This is a genomic window from Pseudomonas baltica (genome assembly GCF_014235765.1).
GTDB classification, from domain to species: domain Bacteria; phylum Pseudomonadota; class Gammaproteobacteria; order Pseudomonadales; family Pseudomonadaceae; genus Aquipseudomonas; species Aquipseudomonas baltica.
Genome location: NZ_JACMYH010000001.1, coordinates 1009824 through 1031206, shown reverse-complemented (window position 1 = coordinate 1031206; position 21383 = coordinate 1009824). Strand labels below are relative to the sequence as shown.

General features: G+C 64.5%; 15 protein-coding genes. 1 reads left to right on the top strand and 14 read right to left on the bottom strand.

Going from position 1 to position 21383, the window contains the following annotated elements; genetic code table 11:
* Positions 1-96: 96 nt before the first annotated feature.
* From H7993_RS04465 to H7993_RS04400, 14 genes are all read right to left on the bottom strand, one after another.
* The gene (locus H7993_RS04465) at positions 97-360 is read right to left on the bottom strand and encodes a hypothetical protein (protein WP_163007615.1); all 264 of its coding nucleotides are present in this window, start codon (positions 358-360) and stop codon (positions 97-99) included.
* Positions 361-509: 149 nt separating this feature from the next.
* On the bottom strand, positions 510-1736 hold the full coding sequence (locus H7993_RS04460) for an MFS transporter (protein WP_185793584.1): 1227 nt from the start codon (positions 1734-1736) through the stop codon (positions 510-512).
* A gap of 588 nt (positions 1737-2324) precedes the next feature.
* Positions 2325-3614: a beta-ketoacyl-ACP synthase II gene (gene fabF, locus H7993_RS04455; RefSeq protein ID WP_185793583.1), complete on the bottom strand. Its 1290-nt coding sequence runs from the start codon at positions 3612-3614 to the stop codon at positions 2325-2327.
* Entirely contained in the window at positions 3611-6712 is a 3102-nt protein-coding gene (locus H7993_RS04450; protein WP_185793582.1) for an efflux RND transporter permease subunit, read from the bottom strand. Before H7993_RS04450 ends, fabF begins: the two co-directional genes overlap by 4 nt.
* Positions 6709-7815, bottom strand: a complete 1107-nt coding sequence (locus H7993_RS04445; RefSeq protein WP_185793581.1) for an efflux RND transporter periplasmic adaptor subunit — start codon at positions 7813-7815, stop codon at positions 6709-6711. Before H7993_RS04445 ends, H7993_RS04450 begins: the two co-directional genes overlap by 4 nt.
* A gap of 73 nt (positions 7816-7888) precedes the next feature.
* Positions 7889-8503 carry a TetR/AcrR family transcriptional regulator gene (locus tag H7993_RS04440; protein ID WP_185793580.1) on the bottom strand — a complete coding sequence of 205 codons (615 nt, stop codon included), beginning with the start codon at positions 8501-8503 and terminating at the stop codon, positions 7889-7891.
* A gap of 212 nt (positions 8504-8715) precedes the next feature.
* Positions 8716-10959 carry a TonB-dependent receptor gene (locus tag H7993_RS04435; RefSeq protein WP_240998797.1) on the bottom strand — a complete coding sequence of 748 codons (2244 nt, stop codon included), beginning with the start codon at positions 10957-10959 and terminating at the stop codon, positions 8716-8718.
* Positions 10960-11108: 149 nt separating this feature from the next.
* Positions 11109-12101 (bottom strand): siderophore ABC transporter substrate-binding protein, encoded by a 993-nt coding sequence (locus H7993_RS04430; protein WP_185793579.1) that lies wholly within the window; start codon positions 12099-12101, stop codon positions 11109-11111.
* Complete coding sequence (locus tag H7993_RS04425) at positions 12098-12880, bottom strand: iron ABC transporter ATP-binding protein (protein WP_185793578.1); 783 nt, start codon at positions 12878-12880, stop codon at positions 12098-12100. Before H7993_RS04425 ends, H7993_RS04430 begins: the two co-directional genes overlap by 4 nt.
* Positions 12877-13827: an iron chelate uptake ABC transporter family permease subunit gene (locus H7993_RS04420; RefSeq protein WP_185793577.1), complete on the bottom strand. Its 951-nt coding sequence runs from the start codon at positions 13825-13827 to the stop codon at positions 12877-12879. The genes H7993_RS04425 and H7993_RS04420 overlap by 4 nt, the downstream gene beginning before the upstream one ends.
* Positions 13824-14768, bottom strand: coding sequence for an iron chelate uptake ABC transporter family permease subunit (locus H7993_RS04415; RefSeq protein WP_185793576.1), 945 nt, complete (start codon positions 14766-14768; stop codon positions 13824-13826). Before H7993_RS04415 ends, H7993_RS04420 begins: the two co-directional genes overlap by 4 nt.
* Entirely contained in the window at positions 14765-16531 is a 1767-nt protein-coding gene (locus H7993_RS04410) for an ABC transporter ATP-binding protein (protein WP_185793575.1), read from the bottom strand. The genes H7993_RS04415 and H7993_RS04410 overlap by 4 nt, the downstream gene beginning before the upstream one ends.
* On the bottom strand, positions 16525-18327 hold the full coding sequence (locus H7993_RS04405) for an ABC transporter ATP-binding protein (protein ID WP_185793574.1): 1803 nt from the start codon (positions 18325-18327) through the stop codon (positions 16525-16527). The genes H7993_RS04410 and H7993_RS04405 overlap by 7 nt, the downstream gene beginning before the upstream one ends.
* A gap of 105 nt (positions 18328-18432) precedes the next feature.
* Positions 18433-18954, bottom strand: a complete 522-nt coding sequence (locus H7993_RS04400; RefSeq protein ID WP_122478551.1) for a sigma-70 family RNA polymerase sigma factor — start codon at positions 18952-18954, stop codon at positions 18433-18435.
* Between the two features lie 182 nt (positions 18955-19136).
* Between H7993_RS04400 and H7993_RS04395 the strand changes: the two genes are divergently transcribed.
* Complete coding sequence (locus tag H7993_RS04395) at positions 19137-21305, top strand: condensation domain-containing protein (protein ID WP_185793573.1); 2169 nt, start codon at positions 19137-19139, stop codon at positions 21303-21305.
* The last annotated feature ends 78 nt before the right edge of the window (positions 21306-21383 follow it).

The following is a 21383-nucleotide window of genomic DNA, read 5'->3' as shown; positions in this document are numbered from 1 at the left end:
AAAGCCTTGGCCGTCGAGGCAAAAGAGGTTTGGCGGGGGAACAGGGCTATCGAGGGGTGGGACGCTAGGGCGCAAGGCCCTAGCAGACAACGGATATCATTTTTTCTTCTTCGCAGGCTTTTCTGCTTTTTCGACCTTGTCAGACTTTTTGGCCTTTTCAGGCTTGCTGTCGGCTTTCTTGGCAGTTTTCTTCGGCTCGGCGTCTTTCTTCTTGTCTTTCTTGTCCTTGTCGGAGGACTTCGAAAGCGCTGAGGCTGCGGCGGATTTCTTTTCCGGTGACGACTTTTTGTCCTTCATTTCCTTGCTGGCTTTCGAAGCATCGCTTTTGGTTTTCTTCTCGTCTTTAGCCACGTTGACCACCTCTGGAGAAAGTGCCGATATTGACACAGTGCCTGTGGGAATATTCACAAGCTGATCATTAGGCGAACGGCTGGAAAAGCAGTTCAACTTTTTTTGCGAAGCGCGCTGCTGCGCCGACGACCTGCCGGCAACGTTCGGCGCAGTCGGGCTCAGGCGGGTTGAGCCACCACGTTGTTGCTGACATTGCGGCCCAACACCAACACCGTGGCGAACCCCGCGCCAACCAGTGCCGTGGCCAGGCTCAACAGCACCGAGCTGCCCAACCGATCGACGATCTGCCCGCCGAAGAACGACCCCAGGGCAATGATCACCTGAAACAGCGCAACGAACAGGGGCATGCCGCGCTCCACATCCTTGGGCGCGACCACGAACATCCAGATGCTGGCGCAGGCCGGGAAAGCCCCGAAAGCGAAGCCCCAGAGGGCTATCAGCATGGCGGCCCCGGTGATACCAGTGGCGAAATGGGGGAACAGGGCGGTGCTGGTGCCGATCATCAGGGCCACCAGCAACAACGTATTGCGCACGCTGCGGTTGGCGGCGAAGCCGGCGAATACATTGCCCAGCACGCCGGCCATGCCGTAGAGCAGCAACAGCGAGCCGATGGTGGACCCATCGAAGCCGGCGCTCTGCTTGAAGAACGGTGCCACGTAGGTGTACGCGGCGAAGTGCGCCAGGCCGATCAGCAATACGGCGATCAAGCCGACCCGCGCCTGTGCATTGGTGAACAGTGCAGGCAGGTCCCTGACCCGAATGGCCCGGTCCGGATACAGCGGCGGCAGCAGGAAGATCTGCGCCAGCAGTACCGGCACGCCCACCAGCGCGGTGACCAGGAAGGTCATGCGCCAGCCCATCAGGCCACTGAGCCAGGTGCCTACGGGCACGCCCAGTACCGTGGCCAGGGTCACGCCCATCATGATGATCGACGTTGCCTTGGCCACGCCGACGCCCTTGGGCGCCAGTCGACCGCTCAAGGCGATGGCCGTGGCCCAGAAGCCGCCGATGCTGACGCCCAGCAACACGCGGCCGATCAGCAGGACGTTGAAATCGCTGGCGAAGGCCACGATGGTGTTGGCGATGATCATGATCAGCGTCAGGCCGGTCAGCAGGTAGCGACGGTCCATCGCACCGATGCCCACCGACAGCAAGGGCGCAGCAAGCGCAGCCATGATCCCTGGCAGGGTGACCATCAGGCCGGCGCGACCGGCACTGATGCCCAGGTCGCTGGCAACATCGTTGAGCACACCCACGGGCAGAAATTCGCTGGTCACCAGAGCGAAGGCGCCGACGGCGACCGAGAGGATCGCCAGCCACTGTTGCTTGACGCTTTGCGGGGTACGTTCGGAAAGGCCGGGGGCGGCCGAGTGAAGGGTGGGCATGGGCATCGGTTCCAAAGGGGCGTGTCGCCTGCGGGCAGGCGTGAAGAGCGGGGGAATTGGCGGCGATTATAGGGGAGGGTTGCCGCAGCCTGGGAGGCGCGGCGCTTGATAGTGATCATCAGTGAGATCAATGCGCCGCTCGCCCTTGTGGGAGCGGGTCTCTGCCCGCGAAGGGCGCGCCGCGGTCGGCCAGATGCACCGCAGCGCCTTTTCGCGGCCACGGACCGCTCCTACGATGGGTTGGTGTATTTCTTCCCCCGTAGGAGCGGTCATCTACCGCGAAGGGCGCACTGCGGTCTGCCTGATTCACCGCAGCGTCCTTTTCGCGGCCACGGACCGCTCCTACGATGGCTTGGCGTATTTCTTCCCCCGTAGGAGCGGTCATCGGCCGCGAAGGGCGCACTGCGGTCTGCCTGATTCACCGCAGCGTCCTTTTCGCGGCCACGGACCGCTCCTACGATGGCTTGGCGTATTTCTCCCCCCGTAGGAGCGGTCATCGGCCGCGAAGGGTGCACTGCGGTCTGCCTGATTCACCGCAGCGTCCTTTTCGCGGGCAGAGCCCGCTCAGGGGATTGGGTGGGCAGACGGCTAGCGGCCCTCCCAGCGCCGGAACAATGCACTGGCGTTGACGCCGCCGAAGCCGAAGCCGTTGGACAGGGCGTAGGTTATCGCTGTCTTGCGTGCAGTCGGACCGACCAGATCGAGCCCGGCTGCCGCCTCGTCCGGCGTGTGCAGGTTCAACGTCGGCGGTGCAATTTGATCGCGCAAGGCCAACACGGTAAAGATGGCCTCGATCCCACCAGCGGCGCCCAGCAGGTGGCCGGTGGCCGACTTGGTCGAGGTGATGGCAAGGCCGGCCCGAGTGCCGAACAAGGCGCGAATGGCCGCCAGCTCACCCTTGTCGCCGACTGGCGTAGACGTCGCGTGGGCATTGATGTGCTGCACATCCTGGGCGTCGATGTCGCCCTGGCGCAGGGCCTGTTCCATGGCCCGGCGGGCTCCGCTGCCATCTTCCGGGCCGGCCGTCAGGTGGTAGGCGTCGGCACTGGTGCCATACCCAACCAGTTCCGCCAGCGGCGTCGCGCCTCGGGCCAACGCATGTTCGAGCGATTCGATCACCAGCAGGCCCGCACCCTCGGACATCACGAACCCGTCGCGATCCTGGTCGAACGGCCGCGATGCCTCGCTCGGCCGGTCGTTGAAACCCGTGGACAGCGCACGCGCGGCGGCGAAACAGCCCAGGGTGACGCGGTCGATGGCCGCCTCGGTTCCGCCACAGATGGCAATGTCGGCTTCACCGCTGCGGATCAGCCGTGCGGCATCGCCGATCGCCTGCACGCCCGCGGCGCACGCGGTGACCGGAGCACCCAGGGGGCCTTTGAATCCATTGCTGATGGACACGTGCCCGGCCGCCATGTTGGCCAGGAACGATGGCGCGGTGAACGGTGACAACCGTCGCGGTCCGCGCTCGTCGGTCGTGCGCACGGCCCCGGCGAGCGCGCCGAAGCCGCCGACGCCCGAGCCGATGACGGTTGCCGTGCGCTGCTGCTGGGCTTCGCTGGTGGGGTGCCATCTGGCCTGGCACAGCGCCTCATGCGCGGCGACCAGGGCGAACTCGATGAAGCGGTCCATCTTCTTGCGCTCCTTGGCCGGTATCAGCGCCTGCGCATCGTAGCCTGCCACCGGGTCGGCCTCCAGCGTAGGAACCTGCCCGGCCACGGCGACCCCGGTACCTTCACCGATGTGCGCAGGCAAAGGGCTGATGCCCGAAGCGCCCGCCAACAGCCGCCGCCAGACCTCGTAGACGCCGCATCCCAGCGGCGTCACCAGCCCGGTACCGGTGACGACGATGCGTTTCTGACCCTGTCGATTGTTCATGGGTGTTTCTCCAAGCCTGTCATTGGATGACGTGTTGAACGGGTATCCGGACGAATGCGGTACCAGATTGAATACATCGCGGGGAGGAATATCAGGGTCATCACCGTCCCGCCGAACGTGCCCCCTATGAGGGTGTAGGCCAAGGTGCCCCAGAACACCGAATGGGTCAGTGGAATGAACGCCAGGATCGCCGCCAGCGCCGTCAGCAGCACCGGCCGGGCGCGCTGCACGGTGGCTTCGACCACGGCGTGGAAGGGCTCCAGGCCGTTCTTCTCATTGAGGTCGATCTGCCCGATCAGAATCAGCGTGTTGCGCATCAGAATGCCAGACAGCGCGATCAGCCCGACCAGGGCATTGATGCCGAACGGCTGGTTGAACAGCAGCAGTGTAGGCACCACGCCGATCAGCCCCAATGGGGCGGTGAGGAACACCATGGTCATGGCTGACATCGAGCGGGTCTGCAGGATGATGATCAGCAGGGTGATGGCGATCATGATCGGAAACAGCGGCGCCAGTGCCGCGGTGGCCTTGGCCGATTCTTCGATGGAGCCTGCCTGTTCGATGCGGTAGCCGTCGGGAAGCGTGGCGATGATCGGTTGCAGGGCTTTCGTCAGTTGGCTGGAGACATCCGGCGGCTGCAGGTGTTCGGCGATGTCGCCGCGTACGGTCAAGGTAGGCACCCGATCGCGGCGGCGCAGAAGCGGATCTTCCATGCGGACCTCGACAGCGCCTATCTGTGACAGCGGGATGCGCTGGCCATTGCCGCCCACGAGAGTGAAGCCGCCGATTTTCGCCGGGTCGAGGCGGATCCCCCCGGCTGCCCGGCCGACCACCTGTACCGAACGAATGTCCTCGCGCACGGCGGTGATCGGTACCCCGGACAACAGGAACTGCAGCTGCTCGGCAACCATAGCGGAACTAAGGCCCATAGCCTGCAGGCGATCCTGGTCCAGGACGAAATGCAGGGTGGGCACCCGCGGCCCCCAGTCGAGGTTGACGGTGCGCATCATCGTGCTGCCCTGCATGACCGTCTGCACCCTGCCGGCGATTTCACGCAGCACTTGCGGATCCGGCCCCATGACGCGGTAGGCCACCGGGTAGGGAGAGTAGGGCCCGAACACCAGCTGGGTCACCCGCACCCGCGCTTCGGGGGCCAGGCCCCGAGCCACGGCCTCGCGGATCTTCAGCTTGAGGGCCTCGCGCGCAGCCTGGCTGTCGGCAAGCACGACGATCTTGGCGAACGAAGGGTCCGGCAGTTCGGGCGCCATCGCCAGATAGAACCGCGGCGGGCCCTGGCCGATGTAGGCAGTCACGACCTTTGCCGCGTCCTGCTGGCGCAGCCAGGCCTCGATCTTGGCGGTGGCTGCGCTGGTCTGCTCGATGGCCGTGCCATAGGGCATCTGCACTTCGATCAGCACTTCCGGCCGATCCGAGGTGGGGAAGAACTGCTTCTTGACCTGTGCCATGCCCACGATCGCCAGGGCGAAAGACAGGAGCACCAAGCCTGCCACCGGCCATTTCCAGCGAATGACCTGATTCAGGAACCGGCGAAAACGGTTGTAGTGAGGGGTGTCGTAGATCGCTGCATGACCGCCTTCGACGGCCTTGATCGCCGGCAGCAGCTTCACCCCCAGATAGGGGGTGAACACCACTGCCACTACCCAGGATGCGATCAGCGCGATGCCGACGATCCAGAACATGTTGCTGGTGTACTCGCCGGCCGTGGACTGGGCGAAGCCGTTGGGCATGAAGCCGACGGCGGTCACCAGGGTGCCGGCCAGCATGGGCGCCGCGGTGTGGCTCCAGGCATAGGCCGACGCTTCGATGCGGTCGTAGCCTTCCTCCATTTTCACCACCATCATCTCGATGGCGATGATTGCATCGTCCACCAGCAGCCCCAGTGCCAGGATCAGCGAGCCCAGGGTGATGCGGTCGAAATGCTTGCCGGTGGCTTCCATGACCACGAACACGATCGCCAGGGTCAGCGGCACCGCCGCCGCAACCACCACGCCGACGCGCCAGCCCATGCTCACGAAGCACACCACCATGACCACCAGCAGGGCGACGAAGAACTTGATCATGAACTCGTTCACTGCCGAACCGATGTTCACCGACTGATCGGTGACCTGCGCGAAGGTCATGCCCAAGGGCATCCCGGAGCTGATCCGCGCCGTCTCGCCGGCCAGCGCCTTGCCCAGCTCCAGACCGTTCCAGCCATCACGCATGACCACACCGAGAAGCAGCGCCGGTTCACCCTGATGGCGCACCATGAACGTGGCCGGGTCTTCGTAGCCGCGCGCAACCGTGGCCACATCGCCCAGCTTGAGCGTGCGCTGGCCGGCGACGACAGGCGTGTCGCGAATGGCGTCCAACGTGCCGAAGGCACCGTCGAGTCGTACCACGACTTGAGGGCCTTGGGTTTCTATGGCGCCTGCGGCGGTCAGCCTGTTCTGTCCGTTCAGGCTGGCGAAGATGTCCTGCGGCGAAACGCCCAGCGTCGCCAGGCGCTCATGGGAAAAGGACACGAAGATCCGTTCGGACTGCTCGCCAATGATATTGACCTTCTTCACCCCGGGTACGTGCAGCAGGCGCTGACGCAGTGATTCGGCTTCACGCACCAGCAGGCGTTGCGGCTCGCCTTGCGCCTTGAGCGCGAACAGGGCGAAGGTGACGTCGGCGAACTCATCGTTGACCATGGGTCCGACCACCCCGGCCGGCAGGCTACTGGCCGCATCGCTGAGCTTTTTGCGTGCCTGGTAGAACTCGTCCTCGACCTGAGCAGGCGGGGTCTTGTCCTGCAGAAACAGGAGGGTGAAGGCCAGGCCCGGTCGGGTGTAGGTTTCGCTGCGCTCGTACCATTTCAACTCCTGCAGACGCTTCTCCAGAGGCTCGGCCACCAGGTCCTGCATCTGCTGCGCGGTCGCGCCGGGCCAGGCCGTGACCACGGTCATCTGCTTTACCGTGAACGGCGGATCCTCGGCGCGGCCCAGCTTGAAGAACGACAGGGTGCCGACGATGGCGATCAGGAAAATCAGGAACAGCGTCACCGACCGCTCGCGCACGGCGAGGGCGGACAGGTTGAAGCGACTGCCGCTCATGGCTGAGACCCGGCCTGGACGCGCAGATCCTGCGGCGCCAGCAGCACTTCCTCGCCCTCATGAAGCAGGTGCGGGCCCAGGGCAACCAACCGCTCACCTGGAAGCACGCCGCGCACAGTGGCTGTGTCATCTCCCAGGCCGACGACCTGGATTGCCCGCCATGCGATCACCGCCGGCGTGCCCGCGACGATCCACACACCTGGCCCGTTGCCTGGGTCGTGAATGGCGGCCATGGGCACGCTCAGGGCGTCGGCTAGCGAAGGCGTCGGGGCAATGGCAAGGGTCACGGTCGAGCCCAGCGGCGCATTGGCCTGTTCGCCGTTCAGCACATAGCGCGCTTCGAAGGTGCGGGTCAGCGGGTCGGCAGCGTCGGCCAGCTGTCGCAGCGTGGCGCTGACGCTGTTGCCGGAACTGCCGAACAGCCTGGCCTGGGCGGTGCTGCCCGGCGCCGGCCGCAGGGTTTCGGGCAGTTGCACGACCGCTTCGCGCAGGCCTGCCTTGGCCAGCTTCACCACAGGTTGTCCGGCGCTCACGACCTGGCCTGGTTCGGCCAGGGTGGCCACGACCACACCGTCGGAATCCGCGGTCAGGGTAGCGTAGCTGGCTTCGTTGCGGCCCACGGCTGCCTGCGCCTGCAGTGCTACCAGATCGGCTCGGGCAGTGTCGGCCGCTGACTTGAAGCGGTCGTAGTTGGCAGCGGAAATGGCGCCGCTGGCAACCAGTTGGCGATTGCGCCGCTCATCGTTCGCAGTCTGCGTGGCCAGCGCCTGGGCAGCGGCCACGGCTTGCTCGCGGGCGTTGGACTGCAGTGCCAGGTCGGCGGGGTCGAGTCGCATCAACCGCTGTCCGCGGCTGACCGACTGGCCAGCATCGACGAAACGCTCCACGACCTTGCCCCCCACTCGAAAGCCCAGGTCGCTTTGCACGCGCGCTGCCACCACCCCGGTAAACGCGCGGTCGACATCCGTTGCATGGCCGGCCTCGATCACCCTTACCAAAGGTGGCTGTGTGCGCGGGTCGACAGTGCTGGGCTGGCCGTCGCAGGCGGTCAGAAACACAGGCAGCAGGCAAATGCCGAGCACTGGAGCGCTAAGCCGAGACATGGGATTCCTTACGCAAGCGGGTTGAAGGAATCCGATTCTGATACTAGTGACCAAATCAGTCAATGGTCACATATCAGGGTGCCAGGCTCCTCAGTATCAAGGCGGGCAGTTGCGCGGCGGCGAGCGAGGCGCTCTCGAGGTTGTATTGCAGCTGCACTGGACTGATGTAGGGCCGCATCACCAGAAAGATCCCATGGCTCGCTTCGTCCAAAGGTGTCTGGTGTTCGAACTCGCCGGTTTCTCTGCCTTCGCGCAGGATCTGCTCGATCAGCCCATGCAGGCGTTGGCCGTGTGCCGCCGCCGAGGGCCAGTTGTCCCGCGCCGCGACAGCGGCGATGTCGTAGAGCTTGCGATCATGGAAAAACAGCTCGCTGCCGGCTTCCACCACGGCCTTGAACAGACGCGTCAGCTTGTCGGACGGGCTGCTGGCTTGGTCCATGGCCTGGTCGACCACGGCCATGATCATGGCCAGCCGGCTGGCGCAGATCATTTCGCCGATGGCCTGCTTGGATTCGAAGAACTTGTAGATGTAGGCCTTGGAAAAGCCGATGGCCTTGGCAAGGTCCGATACCGTGGTCTTGTCATAGCCGTAATGGCCGAAGTGGGCCATGGCGGCCTCGACGATCTGATCGCGAACGCTGTGATCGGATGGGCCCCGTGAGGGGAAAGCGGGGAGCTGGCGGGTCATGGCGGTGGTAGGGCTCGGTAGACGGGGATCTACAGAGAGTGACTGTAACCGCGTCTGGTCACAAGTTCATTTGCGATGCGTCGAGCCTGCGAACGGCCGCTCCCGCCCAACGAGCAGCGCCTTCGTAGGCGCGGCCGGTGGCCGCGAAAAGGCCCTGGGCCGGCACGTTGACCTGCGCCCAGGGAAGCGAGTGCCGACGGGCCGGCCTGGTTCTAGAAGTCTACGCTGGCCGACAGCTCATAAGTGCGCGGAGCGCCCAGGCCCAGGCTCTGAGTGAGCGGCATGCCCCAGTAATCCTTGTCGGTCAGGTTGCGCACGTTGGCACGCAAGGTCACGGGTTTGTTGGAGACGTGCGTGGTGTAACGCGCACCGGCATCGAAAAGGGTGTAGCCGGGGACGGACAGGCTGTTGTCGGCGTTGATGTATTGCTCGGAGACCGCCGTGGCATTGGCGGTCAGCGTCAGGCCTTCAAGCAGGGGCGTGTCCCATTCCATGCCGAGCTTGCCCTGCAGTTTGGGATAACCGGTGGCCTTCTTGCCGTCCGTGGCGCCACCGGCGCTCTTGGTCACTTCCGGGTCGACGTAGGCAACACCGCCCATCAGCCGCACATCCATCATCGGCGAGCCGAAGAAACCCCACTCCACGCCGCGGTTGCGCTGTTCACCGCCGAACGAATAGATATTGGTGGCCGGGTCGGTGTAGGCGTTCGGGCGCTTGATCTCGAACACCGCCAGGGTGTGGGTGAAGGTGCCCAGGTCGAGCTTGAGGCCGACTTCCTTCTGCTTGGACTTGAACGGCGCGAACACATCACCGGCGTTGGCGGCGCTCGCAGGCGCCGAGGCACCCTTGCTCAGGCCCTCGATGTAGTTGGCATACAGCGACAGGTTGTCGGTGAGCTTGAACAGGATGGCGCCTGCAGGGGAGGTGGCATGGGTATCATAATTGGGTCGGTTGCGCGCGCCGGTGACGACGCTGAACGTATCGGTGACCACTTCCTGACGGCGCACACCCGCAGTGACCTGTAGGCGATTGTCGAACATCGACAGAGTGTCGGCTATGCCGTAGCTCTTCAGGTCGTTTTCGGTGTGCGAAACCGGCGGCCAGGACTCGGGCGATTTTGCTCCCCAGACAGGGTGGTAGATGTTGGTGGTCACGATTGAATTGGGGACCGCACGAAGACCGAAGTTTTTTTCCTTGTCACTGTATTGGGTAGCGTTCACCGACCACTGGTGATTGATGCCGAACGTATCGAAATGACCACGCAGGCCGACCTCGGCCGAGGTTTTCTCGATTTCGGTTTTCAGCAGCCCCATGGTCGTTCTGAAATCACCCGCCGCATTGATCACGGCCGAGGATATGGCTCCGCTGTACTGGTAATGGGTTTTGCTGGTGCCCACCGCGCCGTAGGCCATCACGGCGTCGCTGAGGTCGTACTCGCCGCGCAGGATGACGCCTTTGTCCTTGGTTTCGACGTAGGCCCAGTCAGGGTTGAGCAGCGTTCCCGCTTTCGGCGGCTTGGGAATGCCGACGCCGGCAGCCAGGCCAATGCCGCGGTTCTGACCGTTGACACGATCGTCGGCGTCGAAGAGGTCGACGGACAGCCGGGCGCGCTCGCCGCGCCAGTCCAGCGCCAGCGACGACAGCACGTTGCGCGACGACTGGTCATCGGTGGCGGTGTCGCCGTCACGGTAGACACCGTTGAAGCGCACACCGAATTGGTTGCCCTCGCCGAAGCGTCGACCGATGTCCAGATGCCCACCGAACTGTGCATCCGATTGGTAGGTGCCGGTCAGACGCGTCAGCGGGGTATCGCCAGCGCGTTTTGGAATCAAGTTGACGATGCCGCCCACCGAGCCGCCGGGTGGCATGCCATTGAGCAGCGCCGAGGGGCCCTTGAGCACTTCGATACGCTCGTACATTTCCGGCGATGCCCGGTAGAAAGGCGCCATGCCGTAGAGGCCGTCGACGGTCATGTCGCTGACGCTCACGCCGAAACCGCGGATCGAATAGTTCTCGCCGTAGGTGCCCTTGATACCATTGTTGAACACCGACGGGTCGGTGGCGGCGATCACGTCGGTGATGTCCTTGGCCTGCCTGTCCCGAATGTATTTGTCGGTGTAGCTGATGGTGCTGAAGGGCGTCTCCATGATGTCTTTGTTGCCGAGCAGGCCGACCCGCCCACCGGTTGCCACTTGTCCGCCGGCGTACTCGGGCATCAGGGTGCCAAGCGTGTCCTGGGTGCCTTCGATTGTGGTCTCGGACAGCACCAGGCTGCCTTTGTCGGGCGCTGTGCGAGCTTTCTCAGCCTGCTCCTGCGTCTCGCCGAGGGCGCCCATCGCAACGCCGCTCAGGCCAAACAGCAAAGCCATGTGCACGGCGGTGCAGGTACGGCTCAGGGCGAATGTCGGTGCTGTCGAGACTGGATTCGCGGGTCGCGGGTGACGGTGTGGCAACATGCTGGATTCCTTTCGGTTCGGTAATGAGTGAAGGCTCACTAGGGTTCCGAAACAAAACGAAATGTCCTCAATGGAAAAGATTAACATTCGATAATAATTCTCGTCGCCGTGAGCGACCGTTGCCAAGCAGCCACATTTGCCGCTTCGGATCAGTGTGCGTAGCCCTCCATCACCTCATCAGCCATGCGTGAAAGACACGTCACGCTGGCGGTGCACAGGTACCAGGTGCGGGCGTCGACGAAGATCACCCGGCCCTGGGTCCAAGCCTTGGTCTTGCGCAGCAGGGGGTTGTCCAGGCTGTCCAGGTTCAGCGCCGGGCGTCGTTCCATGACGGCGGTGCGGTCGATGACGTAGAGGATGTCCGGGTCGGCCTGCTGAATGAACTCGTTGGAGATCGGCTGGCCGTGCAGCCCGGCTTCGATGTCGCTGCTGGCGGGCTTCACGCCCAAAGTGTCGAAAATGAAGCCGTAGCGCGATTTCACGCCGTATGAGGTGAAGGCGCCATTGTTGTGCAACACGATCAGCGCTTTCTCGGGACGCCCCTCGGTGACCTTGCGCGTCTGCTCGACCTTGGCATCCATCAGCGCGACCTTTTCCTCGGCCAATGCCGGTTTGTTCAGGATGCGGCCAAGCAGGGTCAGGTGACGCTTTGCCGTTTCGATGAAATTGCCCTGTTTGTTGGTCAGGTCGATGTCGTCGTAGACCGTCGGTGCGATCTGGCTGAGCTCGTCATAGCTGCGCGCCTGCAACGGCGAGATCAGGATCAGGTCGGGCTTGAGCGCGTGCAGGCGCTCGAGGTTGGGTTCGATGGTGGTACCGACATCGGCGATGTTCGGATCATCGCGGTACTTGAGCAGAAAGTCGGCGACATAGTCCTTGGCGATGCCCACCACCGGCGCGCCAAGTTGGTCGAGGCTATCCAGCTCGCTCATGTCGAAGGCCACGACACGTTGCGGCAGCTTGTCGATAGTGGTCGTACCCAAGGCATGCTTCACGGTGATCGGCGTGTAGGCGGTGGTGGCAGGCGCGGCTTGCACGGCGGCGGGTGGGGTGACCCCGGCCGTTGGTTGGTCGCAGCCGCAGAGCGCGCTGATGGCCAATGCCAGCAGGCCACCGGCGACCTTGTGGTGTGGGGTGTTCATATCGGTTGCCTTGATGTCGAGGGGTTGAAATAGTTGCAGACGAACCCGCGTTCGCTGCGCAGGATTTCGAAATCCAGTTCGTAGAGATCGCGCAGGCATGCTTCGTTGACCACCTGCGCGACCGGGCCCTGGCTGTGCACGGTGCCGTTCTTCATGGCAACGATGTGGTCGGAATAATTGGCGGCAAAATTGATGTCGTGCACGACCAGGATTACCGTGCGCCCCTGTTCGTCGCACAGCCTGCGCAGGGCGCCCATGATCATCACGGCGTGTTTCATGTCGAGGTTGTTGAGCGGCTCGTCCAGCAGTAGATAGTCAGTCTGCTGGGCGATGGTCATGGCCAGGAACGCCAGCTGCCGTTGTCCACCGCTCAGTTCGTCGATGTAGCAGCTGCGCAGTGCCTGCAGGGACAGAAAACCGATGGCCTGGTCGATTGCCGCGTGGTCGGCGTCGGTGAGGTTGCCCTGGCTGTAGGGGAAGCGACCGAAGGCGACCAGTTCTTCGACCGTCAGGCGCAGGCTGAATGCCTGGGTCTGGCGCAGGGTAGCGACTTGCCTTGCGTAATCGCGCACGGCAATGCGGTCGCTGTCGCGGCCGTTCAGGGTCAAGGTGCCCTGCGACGGCTTCTGCAGGCGGGCAATGAGCATCAGCAGGGTAGTCTTGCCGGCGCCGTTGGGACCTATCAACGAGGTCACCTTGCCGGACGGAAACCGCACGCTGACGTCGTTCAGCACCGGGGTGCTGCCGTAGGATTTATGCACGTGGCTGAGGGCGATCATGGGCTGCCTCGGGTGCGGATCATCAGCGTGAGGAAGTACACGCCACACACCAGGTTGATGAGAATGCTGACGGAGGTGTTGTAGTTGAACAGCTGCTCGACCAGGTACTGGGCAACGATGAACACGCCGATGGCAACACCGCAGGCGGTCGGCAGGGTGGCGTGGTGGCGCGCGGTGCGGGCCAGGGCGTAGCTGATGTTGGCGACGATCACCCCCATGAAGGCGGTGGGGCCTACCAGGCTGGTGGACACGGCCACCAGCACGGCGATCAGCGCCAGTTGCAGGCGCACGCTGGGTGCATAGTCGACGCCCAGTGAGACGGCCTGGTCGCGGCCCAGCGCCAGTACATCGAGTACCGGCAAGGTACGGTGCACCAGCAGGCATGCGCCGACGACCAGCACGCCGCCGTATATCACCTGGTCCAGCCGGGCCCGGTTGAACGAGGCATAGCTGAAGCCCTGCAGGATCGAGAACTCGCCTGGGCTGATCTTCAACTGGATGAACTGGGTGAAGGTAGCCATCACCATGCTCAACACCAGCCCCAGCAGCAACAGCAGGTAGACGTTGCCGCGTCCATCGCGGAACAGCCGATGGTGGATCAGCCACGAATAGCCGAGCATCAGCACGATCGACAGCAGCGCGTTGCCTCCCCGGCCGAGCAGTACCAGGCTGTGCGTGCCCAGGCAGAGTATCAACAGGGCCTGGAACAGCAGATAGATGGACTCGTAACCCATGACCGCTGGAGTCAGGATGCGGTTGCCGACGATCGTCTGGAACATCACCGAGGAGTAGCCGATGCAGACACCGGCGATGACCATGGCGGCCAGACGAATCAGGCGTCGCGGGATCACGTAGGCGAAATCCATTCCCGAGCCCAGCAGCACGAAAGCCACAGCCAATGCCAGTACCGAGAGCCAGAGTCCGTAGCGGGTCGTGTTCGGGCTCATGTGTACTTTCTCAGGAGCACGATCAGGAATACCACGCCGCCGATGCTGCCTGCGGTCAAGCCGATCGGCACCTCGAAGGGGTAGATCAGCAGGCGCCCGATGATGTCGCAGACCAGCAGCAGCGCCGCCCCCCACAGCGCCACGATAGGCAGCGTGCGCTGCAGGTTTTCGCCGCGGTAGAGCGCCACCAGGTTGGGCACCACCAGGCCCACGAAGGGTATCGCCCCTACGGTGATCACCGTCGCCGATACGCACACGGCCACCAGCATCAGGCCCAGCGCGGCGTTGGCGGCGTAATTCACCCCCAGGCTGCTGGCCATGCCTTCGCCCATGCCCAGAATGGTGAAGCGCTGGGCGAACAGGTAGGTGAGCAGCACGATCGGCAGGATCAGATAGATGATTTCGTAGTTGCCCTGCACGATCTTGGAGAAGTCGCCGAGCATCCAGCCCTGCATGCTCTGCAGAAGGTTGTGGCGATAGGCGTGGAATTCGGCGAGTGCGCTGAGCACGCTGCCGTACATCAGGCCGACCACGGGTACCAGCACCACGCTCTTGAACTGGATGCGGCGAATGATCGCCACGAAGAGCACGCTGGCAAGAAAGCAGAAGCCCAGGGCGAACAGCATTCTGACCGTGCTGCTCGAGGCCGGGGCCATGCTCAGCGACATCAGGATTCCCAGCTTGGCTGCATCGAGGCCGCCGCAGGTGGCCGGCTCGACGAAGCGGTTGCGCACGATCTGCTGCAGGATCACCCCGCACATGGCCAGCCCGGCACCGGTCAACACCAGTGCCACCAGGCGCGGCAGACGGCTGGCGGTGAGGGTCAGCCAGGCATCGCCGGAGAAATTCCACAGCTCGCTCCAGGACACCTCCTTGACCCCCAGCGTCAAGGACAGGCCGCACAGCAGCAGGAACGCAACCGGCCAGCTCGCCGCCCTCACGTAGCTTCCTCGTCCGCCGCTGCCGCGGCCAGCCGCCAACCCTTGGCGGCGCGTCGCTGCGCCAGGAAGCGCGCGTAGGGCCCGGCCTGGCGGCTGAGCTGGGCATGGCTGCCCCGTTCGGCGATGCGCCCACTCTCCAGCACCACGATCTGATCAGCCATTTCCACCGTCGACAGCTGGTGCGCGATCACCACCAGCGTGCGCTTGCCGCGCAACCGCGCCAAGGTCTGCGCGATGGCTGCCTGGTTCTCGGCATCGAGGGCCGAGGTGGCTTCGTCGATCAGCAGGATCGGTGCATCCTTGAGCAGTGCCCGGGCAATGGCGATGCGCTGGCGCTCGCCGCCGGAAAGCCGCGCGCCGCCTTCGCCGACCTGGGTGTCCAGCCCATACGGCAAGCGTGCGACGATCTCCAGCACTCCAGCCTGCTCGGCTGCCTGCAGGATCTGCTCGCGACTGGCATCGGCCCTGCCGACGCCGATGTTGGCAGCGATGCTGCCCTGGAACAGGTAGGCGTCCTGGAATATCTGACTGGTCTGCGCCGCCAGCCAGGCGCTGGACAGCTGCCGAACGTCCACACCGCCGATCTGTACGCTGCCCTGGCCAACGTCGAAGAAGCGCGCGATCAATCGCACCAGAGTGGTTTTGCCTGACCCTGAGGCACCGACCACGGCGGTCATGCTTCCCGCCGCGATGTGCAGGTTGATCCCCTGCAGGATCGGCGCCTGGTCGGCGGTGTAGCCGAAGCTCACGTCGTCGAACGCCACGCTGTTGTCGGCAGGCTCTGCCGCTGTCTGCGGCATCGGCAGCGGCTGCACGGCGAACAGCTCATCGACCACGGCCAGTTGTCCGCGCGCGCCGCGCAATACTTCGCTGTAGCTGGCGACTTCCAGCAGCGGGTCGATGAACCGACTGGCCAGCACCAGCGCCACCATCAGCGCTGCCATCGAAGCGGGTGTCGTGCTGCCGGCAGACGAGTGCAACGCCCACCCGGCAGCTGCCAGCAGTGCTGCGAAGCTGGCCTGGACGGCCCAGCTGTTGAGTACCACCGACATGGCCGAGACGTGAATCAGGCGCCGGGCCGACTGCTGCTGGCCGGCAATCGCCTGCTGCACAAACCGCGCGCCACCGTCTTCGCCGTTGAATGCGCGCAGGACCGACTGGGCCTGGGCGAACTCCACCATGCGCCGACTGGCTCGGGCGCTGCTGGCATGGAATCGGGCGTCGCTGCGTTGCCCCTTCCGGGCCGTCAGGGTGAACACGGCAAGCAACAGCGGCAGGGTCACCAAGGCGATCAGGGCCATCTGCAGATTCAACCAGAACAGCCCGGCCACCACTGCCAGTGGGGTGATGACGCTGGTGATCAGGGGCGTCAGGACGTGGGCGGGCAGTTGCGCCAGGGCCATCATGCCTTGGGTCGAGACATGGCTCAGACGAGCGGTGTTGTCTGGGCCGAACCAGCCGACCGGCAGTCGCGCGACGTGCTCGCTCAAGCGATGGCGGCCGGTTTGCAGCACGGCCATGCCGAAGCGTACGCCGGCTTTCTCGACCACCCGACGCAGCGCCCAGCACAACCCTGTGCCGACCAGCATCGGGACCAGCCCGCGCGTGGCGGCCGTGATGTCGTGGCCCAGCAACCCGGTGAGAACGGGTATCACGGCGACGATGGTCAGACCGTTGAGCAGCCCGTACAGCAGGGTCAGCCCCAGGTAGCGATAGAGCACGTCGGCGTCGTTGCCCAGCAGCCGCAGGAAAGTGTTCAGCATCGGCCGTGCTCCGCAAGCTCGGTGTTCGGGTAGTCGCCCGCTTGCCACAGCCGGGCGTACCGGCCGCCAGTGGCGAGCAATTGCGCGTGGGTGCCTTGCTCCTGAATGCTGCCGTGGTCGATCAGGATGATGTGGTCGGCGTGCATCACCGTATCCAGACGGTGGGCGATCACCAGCACGGTGCGGCCTTGGGCGAAGCGTGAAAGGGCCTGCTGGATGTGCACCTCGTTCTCGGCGTCGGCGGCGGCGGTGGCTTCGTCGAGGACCAGCACGGCCGGGTCGAGCAGCATGGCGCGGGCAATGCTGACTCGCTGCAGTTCGCCTCCGGACAGTTGCGCGTCTTCGCCCACCACCGAATCGTAGCCACGGGGCAGGGCGATGATCCGCTCGTGCACGTTGGCCAGGCGCGCTGCCTGCTCGATCTCGTCGAGGCTGGCCGAGGCGCGGCCCAGGGCGATGTTGTCGCGCAGGCTGGCGTGGATCAGGCGCACGTCCTGCAGCACGAAGCCGATATGCCGATACAACTGCGTGCTGTCGATCTGGCGCAGATCGACGCCGCCCAGGGTGATGCGCCCGGTATCCGGGTCGAAGAAGCGCAACAACAGGCGCGCCAAGGTCGACTTGCCAGCGCCGGACGGCCCCACCACGGCCGTGACCGTGCCGGGCCTGAGGGTCAGATCGATGTTGCTCAACACCGGCGTTTCGCCGTCGTAGCTGTAGCTCAGGTTCTGCACCTGCAGTTCGGTTCGTGCCGGCAGGTCGATGGCTGCAGCCGTTGGCCTGGCCAGTTCCGGGGTGGCCAGCAATTGCTGAATGCGCAGGGCCGCGCCCGTTGCGTTGTGCAGGTCATGGGTGATGTAGCTGAGCAGCAGCAAGGGCGCACACAGGCTGGGCGCCACCAGGACGAAGGGCAGCAGGTCGATGGCTTCGATCCAGCCCAGCCAGGTGAACAGCGTGCCGAACGCCAGCACGATGCCGAGCACCACCACCGGGGTGATCAGCGCATGGGCATTGGCCATGGCACTGACCAGGGGGCGGGCGAAATCCTCGAACGCCAGCGCGAAGCCGTCCACGGCCTCACGGTAGTTGGCCTGGGCCTTGCCCTCGATACCGAAGGACTTGACCACGGTGATGCCGTTGACGAATTCCACCACGGCGTTGTTGATGCGTGCCATCCCGGCGCCGAACGCCTGCATGTTGGCGCTGCTTGCCCGGGTCGCCCTGGAAACGAACAGGAAAAACAGCGGAAAGGGCAGCAGCGAGATGACCGCCATGCGCCAGTCCGTGGCGAACAGGTACACCGTGGCGAACGACACCGCCCCCAGCGAGCGACCGACCGTGGTGTAGAAATGCGCGGTCAGGCTGTGCAGGGTATCGACGTCATCCTGCATTGCCTGCTTGACCTCGCCCGAGGCCCGCGCGGTGAACCAGCCCAACGGTACCTTGCCCAGCCTGCGGGTAATGGCCAGGCGCAGGTGTGAAGTGATCTGGTTATCGAGCAGATGGGCGAGCATCTCGCCCAGCGAGACCAGGATCATGCCCAGCATCAGGCAGGCCAGGCTGCCGGCGATGACGGGCCACACGTGCGCAGTCGACCCCAGCGCCCAGACACCGCCGTCGGCAGGGTCCAGCGCCAGGCCGGCGAGGTAGGCGATTGCGGCCAGTGGCAGCAAGGTCAGGGCGGTACCCAGGCCGGCGAGGATGGCCGCCACGATCAAGCGGCCACGAATGGGCCGGAGCAGCTGGGATATCGCGCCTTCGGCGACAGGGGGGTCGGTAGCGGGTGCGGCGCTCATTGAATCTCCGTAAAGAGGGCAGGGCCCTCGGCAAGGTGTGCAGGCTCGGCACAGGTCGTGGATGCACGGTGCTTACCGTGTATTACGAGCGACGGCGAATATTCCTCAATGGCTGCAGCGATCGCTGGCGAAGGGCTGGCAGGCGCGCATGGCGCTGGCGATGTACTTCTCCACGGACGACACCGACACATTGATCTGACTGGCGATTTCGCGATGGCCCATTCCGCTCAGGCGATGCAGGAGCAGGGCCTGGCGGGCCTTGGCCGGCTGCTGGTTGATGACGGCGTCGACCTGGGTCAGTGCTTCGAACGCCAGGGCGCGACTCTCTTCCGATGGCCCCAGTGGCACGTCCTGGTGCCTCAGGCGTTCCAGGTGCCCGGCTTCCAGGCTGCGACGACGGTAGAGGTCGATGAGCATGCCCTTGGCGATCTGCGTGAGGTAGCAGCGACAGTGCTCGGGCGCTGGCACGGCGCCCTTGCGGATGAGGTTGAGGTAGATGTCGTGCGCCAGGTCCGCGGCGTCCGTCGAGTTGCCCAGCTTGCGTCGCAAAAGGCCGCTGAGCCAGCCGTGATGATCTTTGTAGAGCCGCTCCACTTGTTGTCTGAGCGCGAACGATCCGTTGTCCACGATGCCTTTCCCCACCCCATGTCGACGCTGCGATTTTGACGAATGCTAATAAGTATGATTATCATTCGCACGATACGGTGTTTGTTTCGCGAGTGCAAACGCACCGCTCTTCCTCATCGTCTTGCCGCGTTCATGCATCGGCCGCGGCCTTGTTTTTCCTGCCAACCAAGGTGCTTATTTCCATGATGGAAACCCGTCCCGACAACGCATTGCAGACGCCGCTCACGCCCCATGAAGAGCAGGCGTGGCTGCTCCAGCAGCAGTATCCCGAGCAGATCCGCAAGCATTTCTGCGCCTGGTCGCTAGGCTGCGCATTCGATACCCAGCGCCTGGAGTCCGCCCTGAGGGCAGTGATCGATACACTGCCGGCGCTCAATGCCCGTTATCTGTTCGACGATGAAGGCGAGTTGCGCAAGGTCACGGCCGAGGATTGGCAAGCCTGTGTCGCCGTGCTGCACGTCGATACTCAGGCGCAGGCAGGCGACCTGCTGCTGGCCCGTCAGGCGTCGCCCTGGGACGCCGAAACCCAGGCGCCGCTCGCTGCCCTGGTGATCCAGACCGGGCAGGGCGTGATCCTCGGGTTCGTGCTGCATGAGGTGCTGGACCAGACCTGTCGCGAAGACGACCTATATCGACTGGTCATGGATGCCTACGACGGTCGTCCCGTGGGCGTGCCGCACCTGCCGTGGCTGATGCGCCAGGCCACCGACAGCCCACCGCTGGCCTTGCCATCGGCCGACCCCCAGGTGTCGAACGATGCCGACGCCATGGGCGCGCTGATCCTCGGCGAGTTCCGCAACACGCTGGCGGAGCCGGGCATGACGCTGGAAGACGACTTCTTCGAATTTGGTGGCCATTCCCTGCTGGCGACGCGAATCATCGGCAAACTTGCAGACAGCCACGGCGTGGAGGTGGACTTCAACGACTTCTTCAGCGCGTCCACGGCGGGCGCGCTGGCGCAACGGGCACGTCGCCGCGAACAGCGTGCATTGGCCGCTGCAGTGGCCTCGTCGACACCTGTGCGAACCGCCCCTTTCGCACCGGCGCAGGCGTCGCTCGGGCGTGCGTACGCCGCCTTCGATTTCGGCACGATCTTCAACCTGCCGTTCGCCGTGGCGTTTCGCGAACCGGTCGACGAGGCCGTTTTCGAGCAGGCCTTTCACGATCTGGTCGAGCGCCATGCCAGCCTGCGCACGACCTTTCATTTCGATGAAGGCGAACCCTACCAGCGGCAGGTACCCCTGGAGCGGCTGAGCCAGTACCGCTGGTTCTGGTCCAGCCAGCACAGCGAGGGTGCCAGCCTGGCCAGCGAAGCGGGGCATGTTTTCGACCTGTCCCGCGAGCTGCCGATGCGCGTGCGCTTCCTGCGTGACGGGCAACAGGCGGGGCAAACGCTTTCGCTACTCGTCCACCACATGGCCATCGACGAGTGGTCGCTCAACGTGCTGATGCAGGACCTGAGCCAGGCCTACGCCGCGCGCGCCGCCGACCGGGTGCCGGTCTGGCACGAGCCGGCGCCGGCCTTTCACGAGTACGCCACGCGCGCTCGCATCGCCGGCATCGACCCACGGCACCTGGCCTACTGGACCGACATGCTGGGCGATGCCACGCGCGGCCTGCAGCTGCCTGGCCAAGCCAGTGCGGCCGGCGCGCGTGCGAGCGAATCCGGCATCCAGGCACAATGGTTCGAGATCACCCCGAGCCAGGAGCTGACCGATGGCCTGCAGCAGTTTGCCAGGCACAACAGTGCTTCCCTGTTCGGCGTGCTGTACACCGCCATTGCCTTGGCCTTGCACAAGGTCGGCGGCCTCGAGGAACTGGTGATCGGTACCTCGGCTTCCGGACGCACCGATCCGGCCTACTACAACACGGTCGGCTACTTCACCACCATGGTCGCCCATCGCGTGCGCTTCGATGCGCAGCAGGCACTGGGGTCTATGGTCGAGGCAGTCAGCAGCCTGATCAATGATTCCATGGCCTACGCCGACGTGCCGCTGGAGCAGATCCAGCAGGCATTGGGCATGACCCCCGCGGACGGCCTGTTGTTCGACGTCTACATCCAGATTCACGCCAGCAACGCCTTGAATGGCGCGCTGCGTGGGGCCGACGGCGAAGCGATCCGCTATCGGCAGGTCGACCCGGAAAAGAGCCAGTCGATGTTCGGCATGCAGTTCGAAATCATGGAAAACATGTTTGAGGGCCAGCGCTCGTTGCGACTGGTCGTCACTTATCAAACCGCGCGCTACAGCGCCCTGCAGATGGACCGGGTCAGCCGCGCGATCGAGCAGGTGTTGACCGCGTTCACGGACGGGGAAGGAGCAAAAACGTCGGTGGGGCAGTTGAGCATTTAGCGCGACCCCCTGTAGGAGCGGTCATCGGCCGCGAAGGGTTCACCGCGGTGCATCAGGCTGACCGCGGTGTGATTTTCG

Excerpts from the sequence above, each read along its gene's own strand:
- H7993_RS04460 (WP_185793584.1), bottom strand. The coding sequence starts at position 1,736 with ATGCCCACCCTTCACTCGGCCGCCCCCGGCCTTTCCGAACGTACCCCG.
- fabF (WP_185793583.1), bottom strand. The coding sequence starts at position 3,614 with ATGAACAATCGACAGGGTCAGAAACGCATCGTCGTCACCGGTACCGGG.
- H7993_RS04450 (WP_185793582.1), bottom strand. The coding sequence starts at position 6,712 with ATGAGCGGCAGTCGCTTCAACCTGTCCGCCCTCGCCGTGCGCGAGCGG.
- H7993_RS04445 (WP_185793581.1), bottom strand. The coding sequence starts at position 7,815 with ATGTCTCGGCTTAGCGCTCCAGTGCTCGGCATTTGCCTGCTGCCTGTG.
- H7993_RS04440 (WP_185793580.1), bottom strand. The coding sequence starts at position 8,503 with ATGACCCGCCAGCTCCCCGCTTTCCCCTCACGGGGCCCATCCGATCAC.
- H7993_RS04435 (WP_240998797.1), bottom strand. The coding sequence starts at position 10,959 with ATGTTGCCACACCGTCACCCGCGACCCGCGAATCCAGTCTCGACAGCA.
- H7993_RS04430 (WP_185793579.1), bottom strand. The coding sequence starts at position 12,101 with ATGAACACCCCACACCACAAGGTCGCCGGTGGCCTGCTGGCATTGGCC.
- H7993_RS04425 (WP_185793578.1), bottom strand. The coding sequence starts at position 12,880 with ATGATCGCCCTCAGCCACGTGCATAAATCCTACGGCAGCACCCCGGTG.
- H7993_RS04420 (WP_185793577.1), bottom strand. The coding sequence starts at position 13,827 with ATGAGCCCGAACACGACCCGCTACGGACTCTGGCTCTCGGTACTGGCA.
- H7993_RS04410 (WP_185793575.1), bottom strand. The coding sequence starts at position 16,531 with ATGCTGAACACTTTCCTGCGGCTGCTGGGCAACGACGCCGACGTGCTC.
- H7993_RS04405 (WP_185793574.1), bottom strand. The coding sequence starts at position 18,327 with ATGAGCGCCGCACCCGCTACCGACCCCCCTGTCGCCGAAGGCGCGATA.
- H7993_RS04395 (WP_185793573.1), top strand. The coding sequence starts at position 19,137 with ATGATGGAAACCCGTCCCGACAACGCATTGCAGACGCCGCTCACGCCC.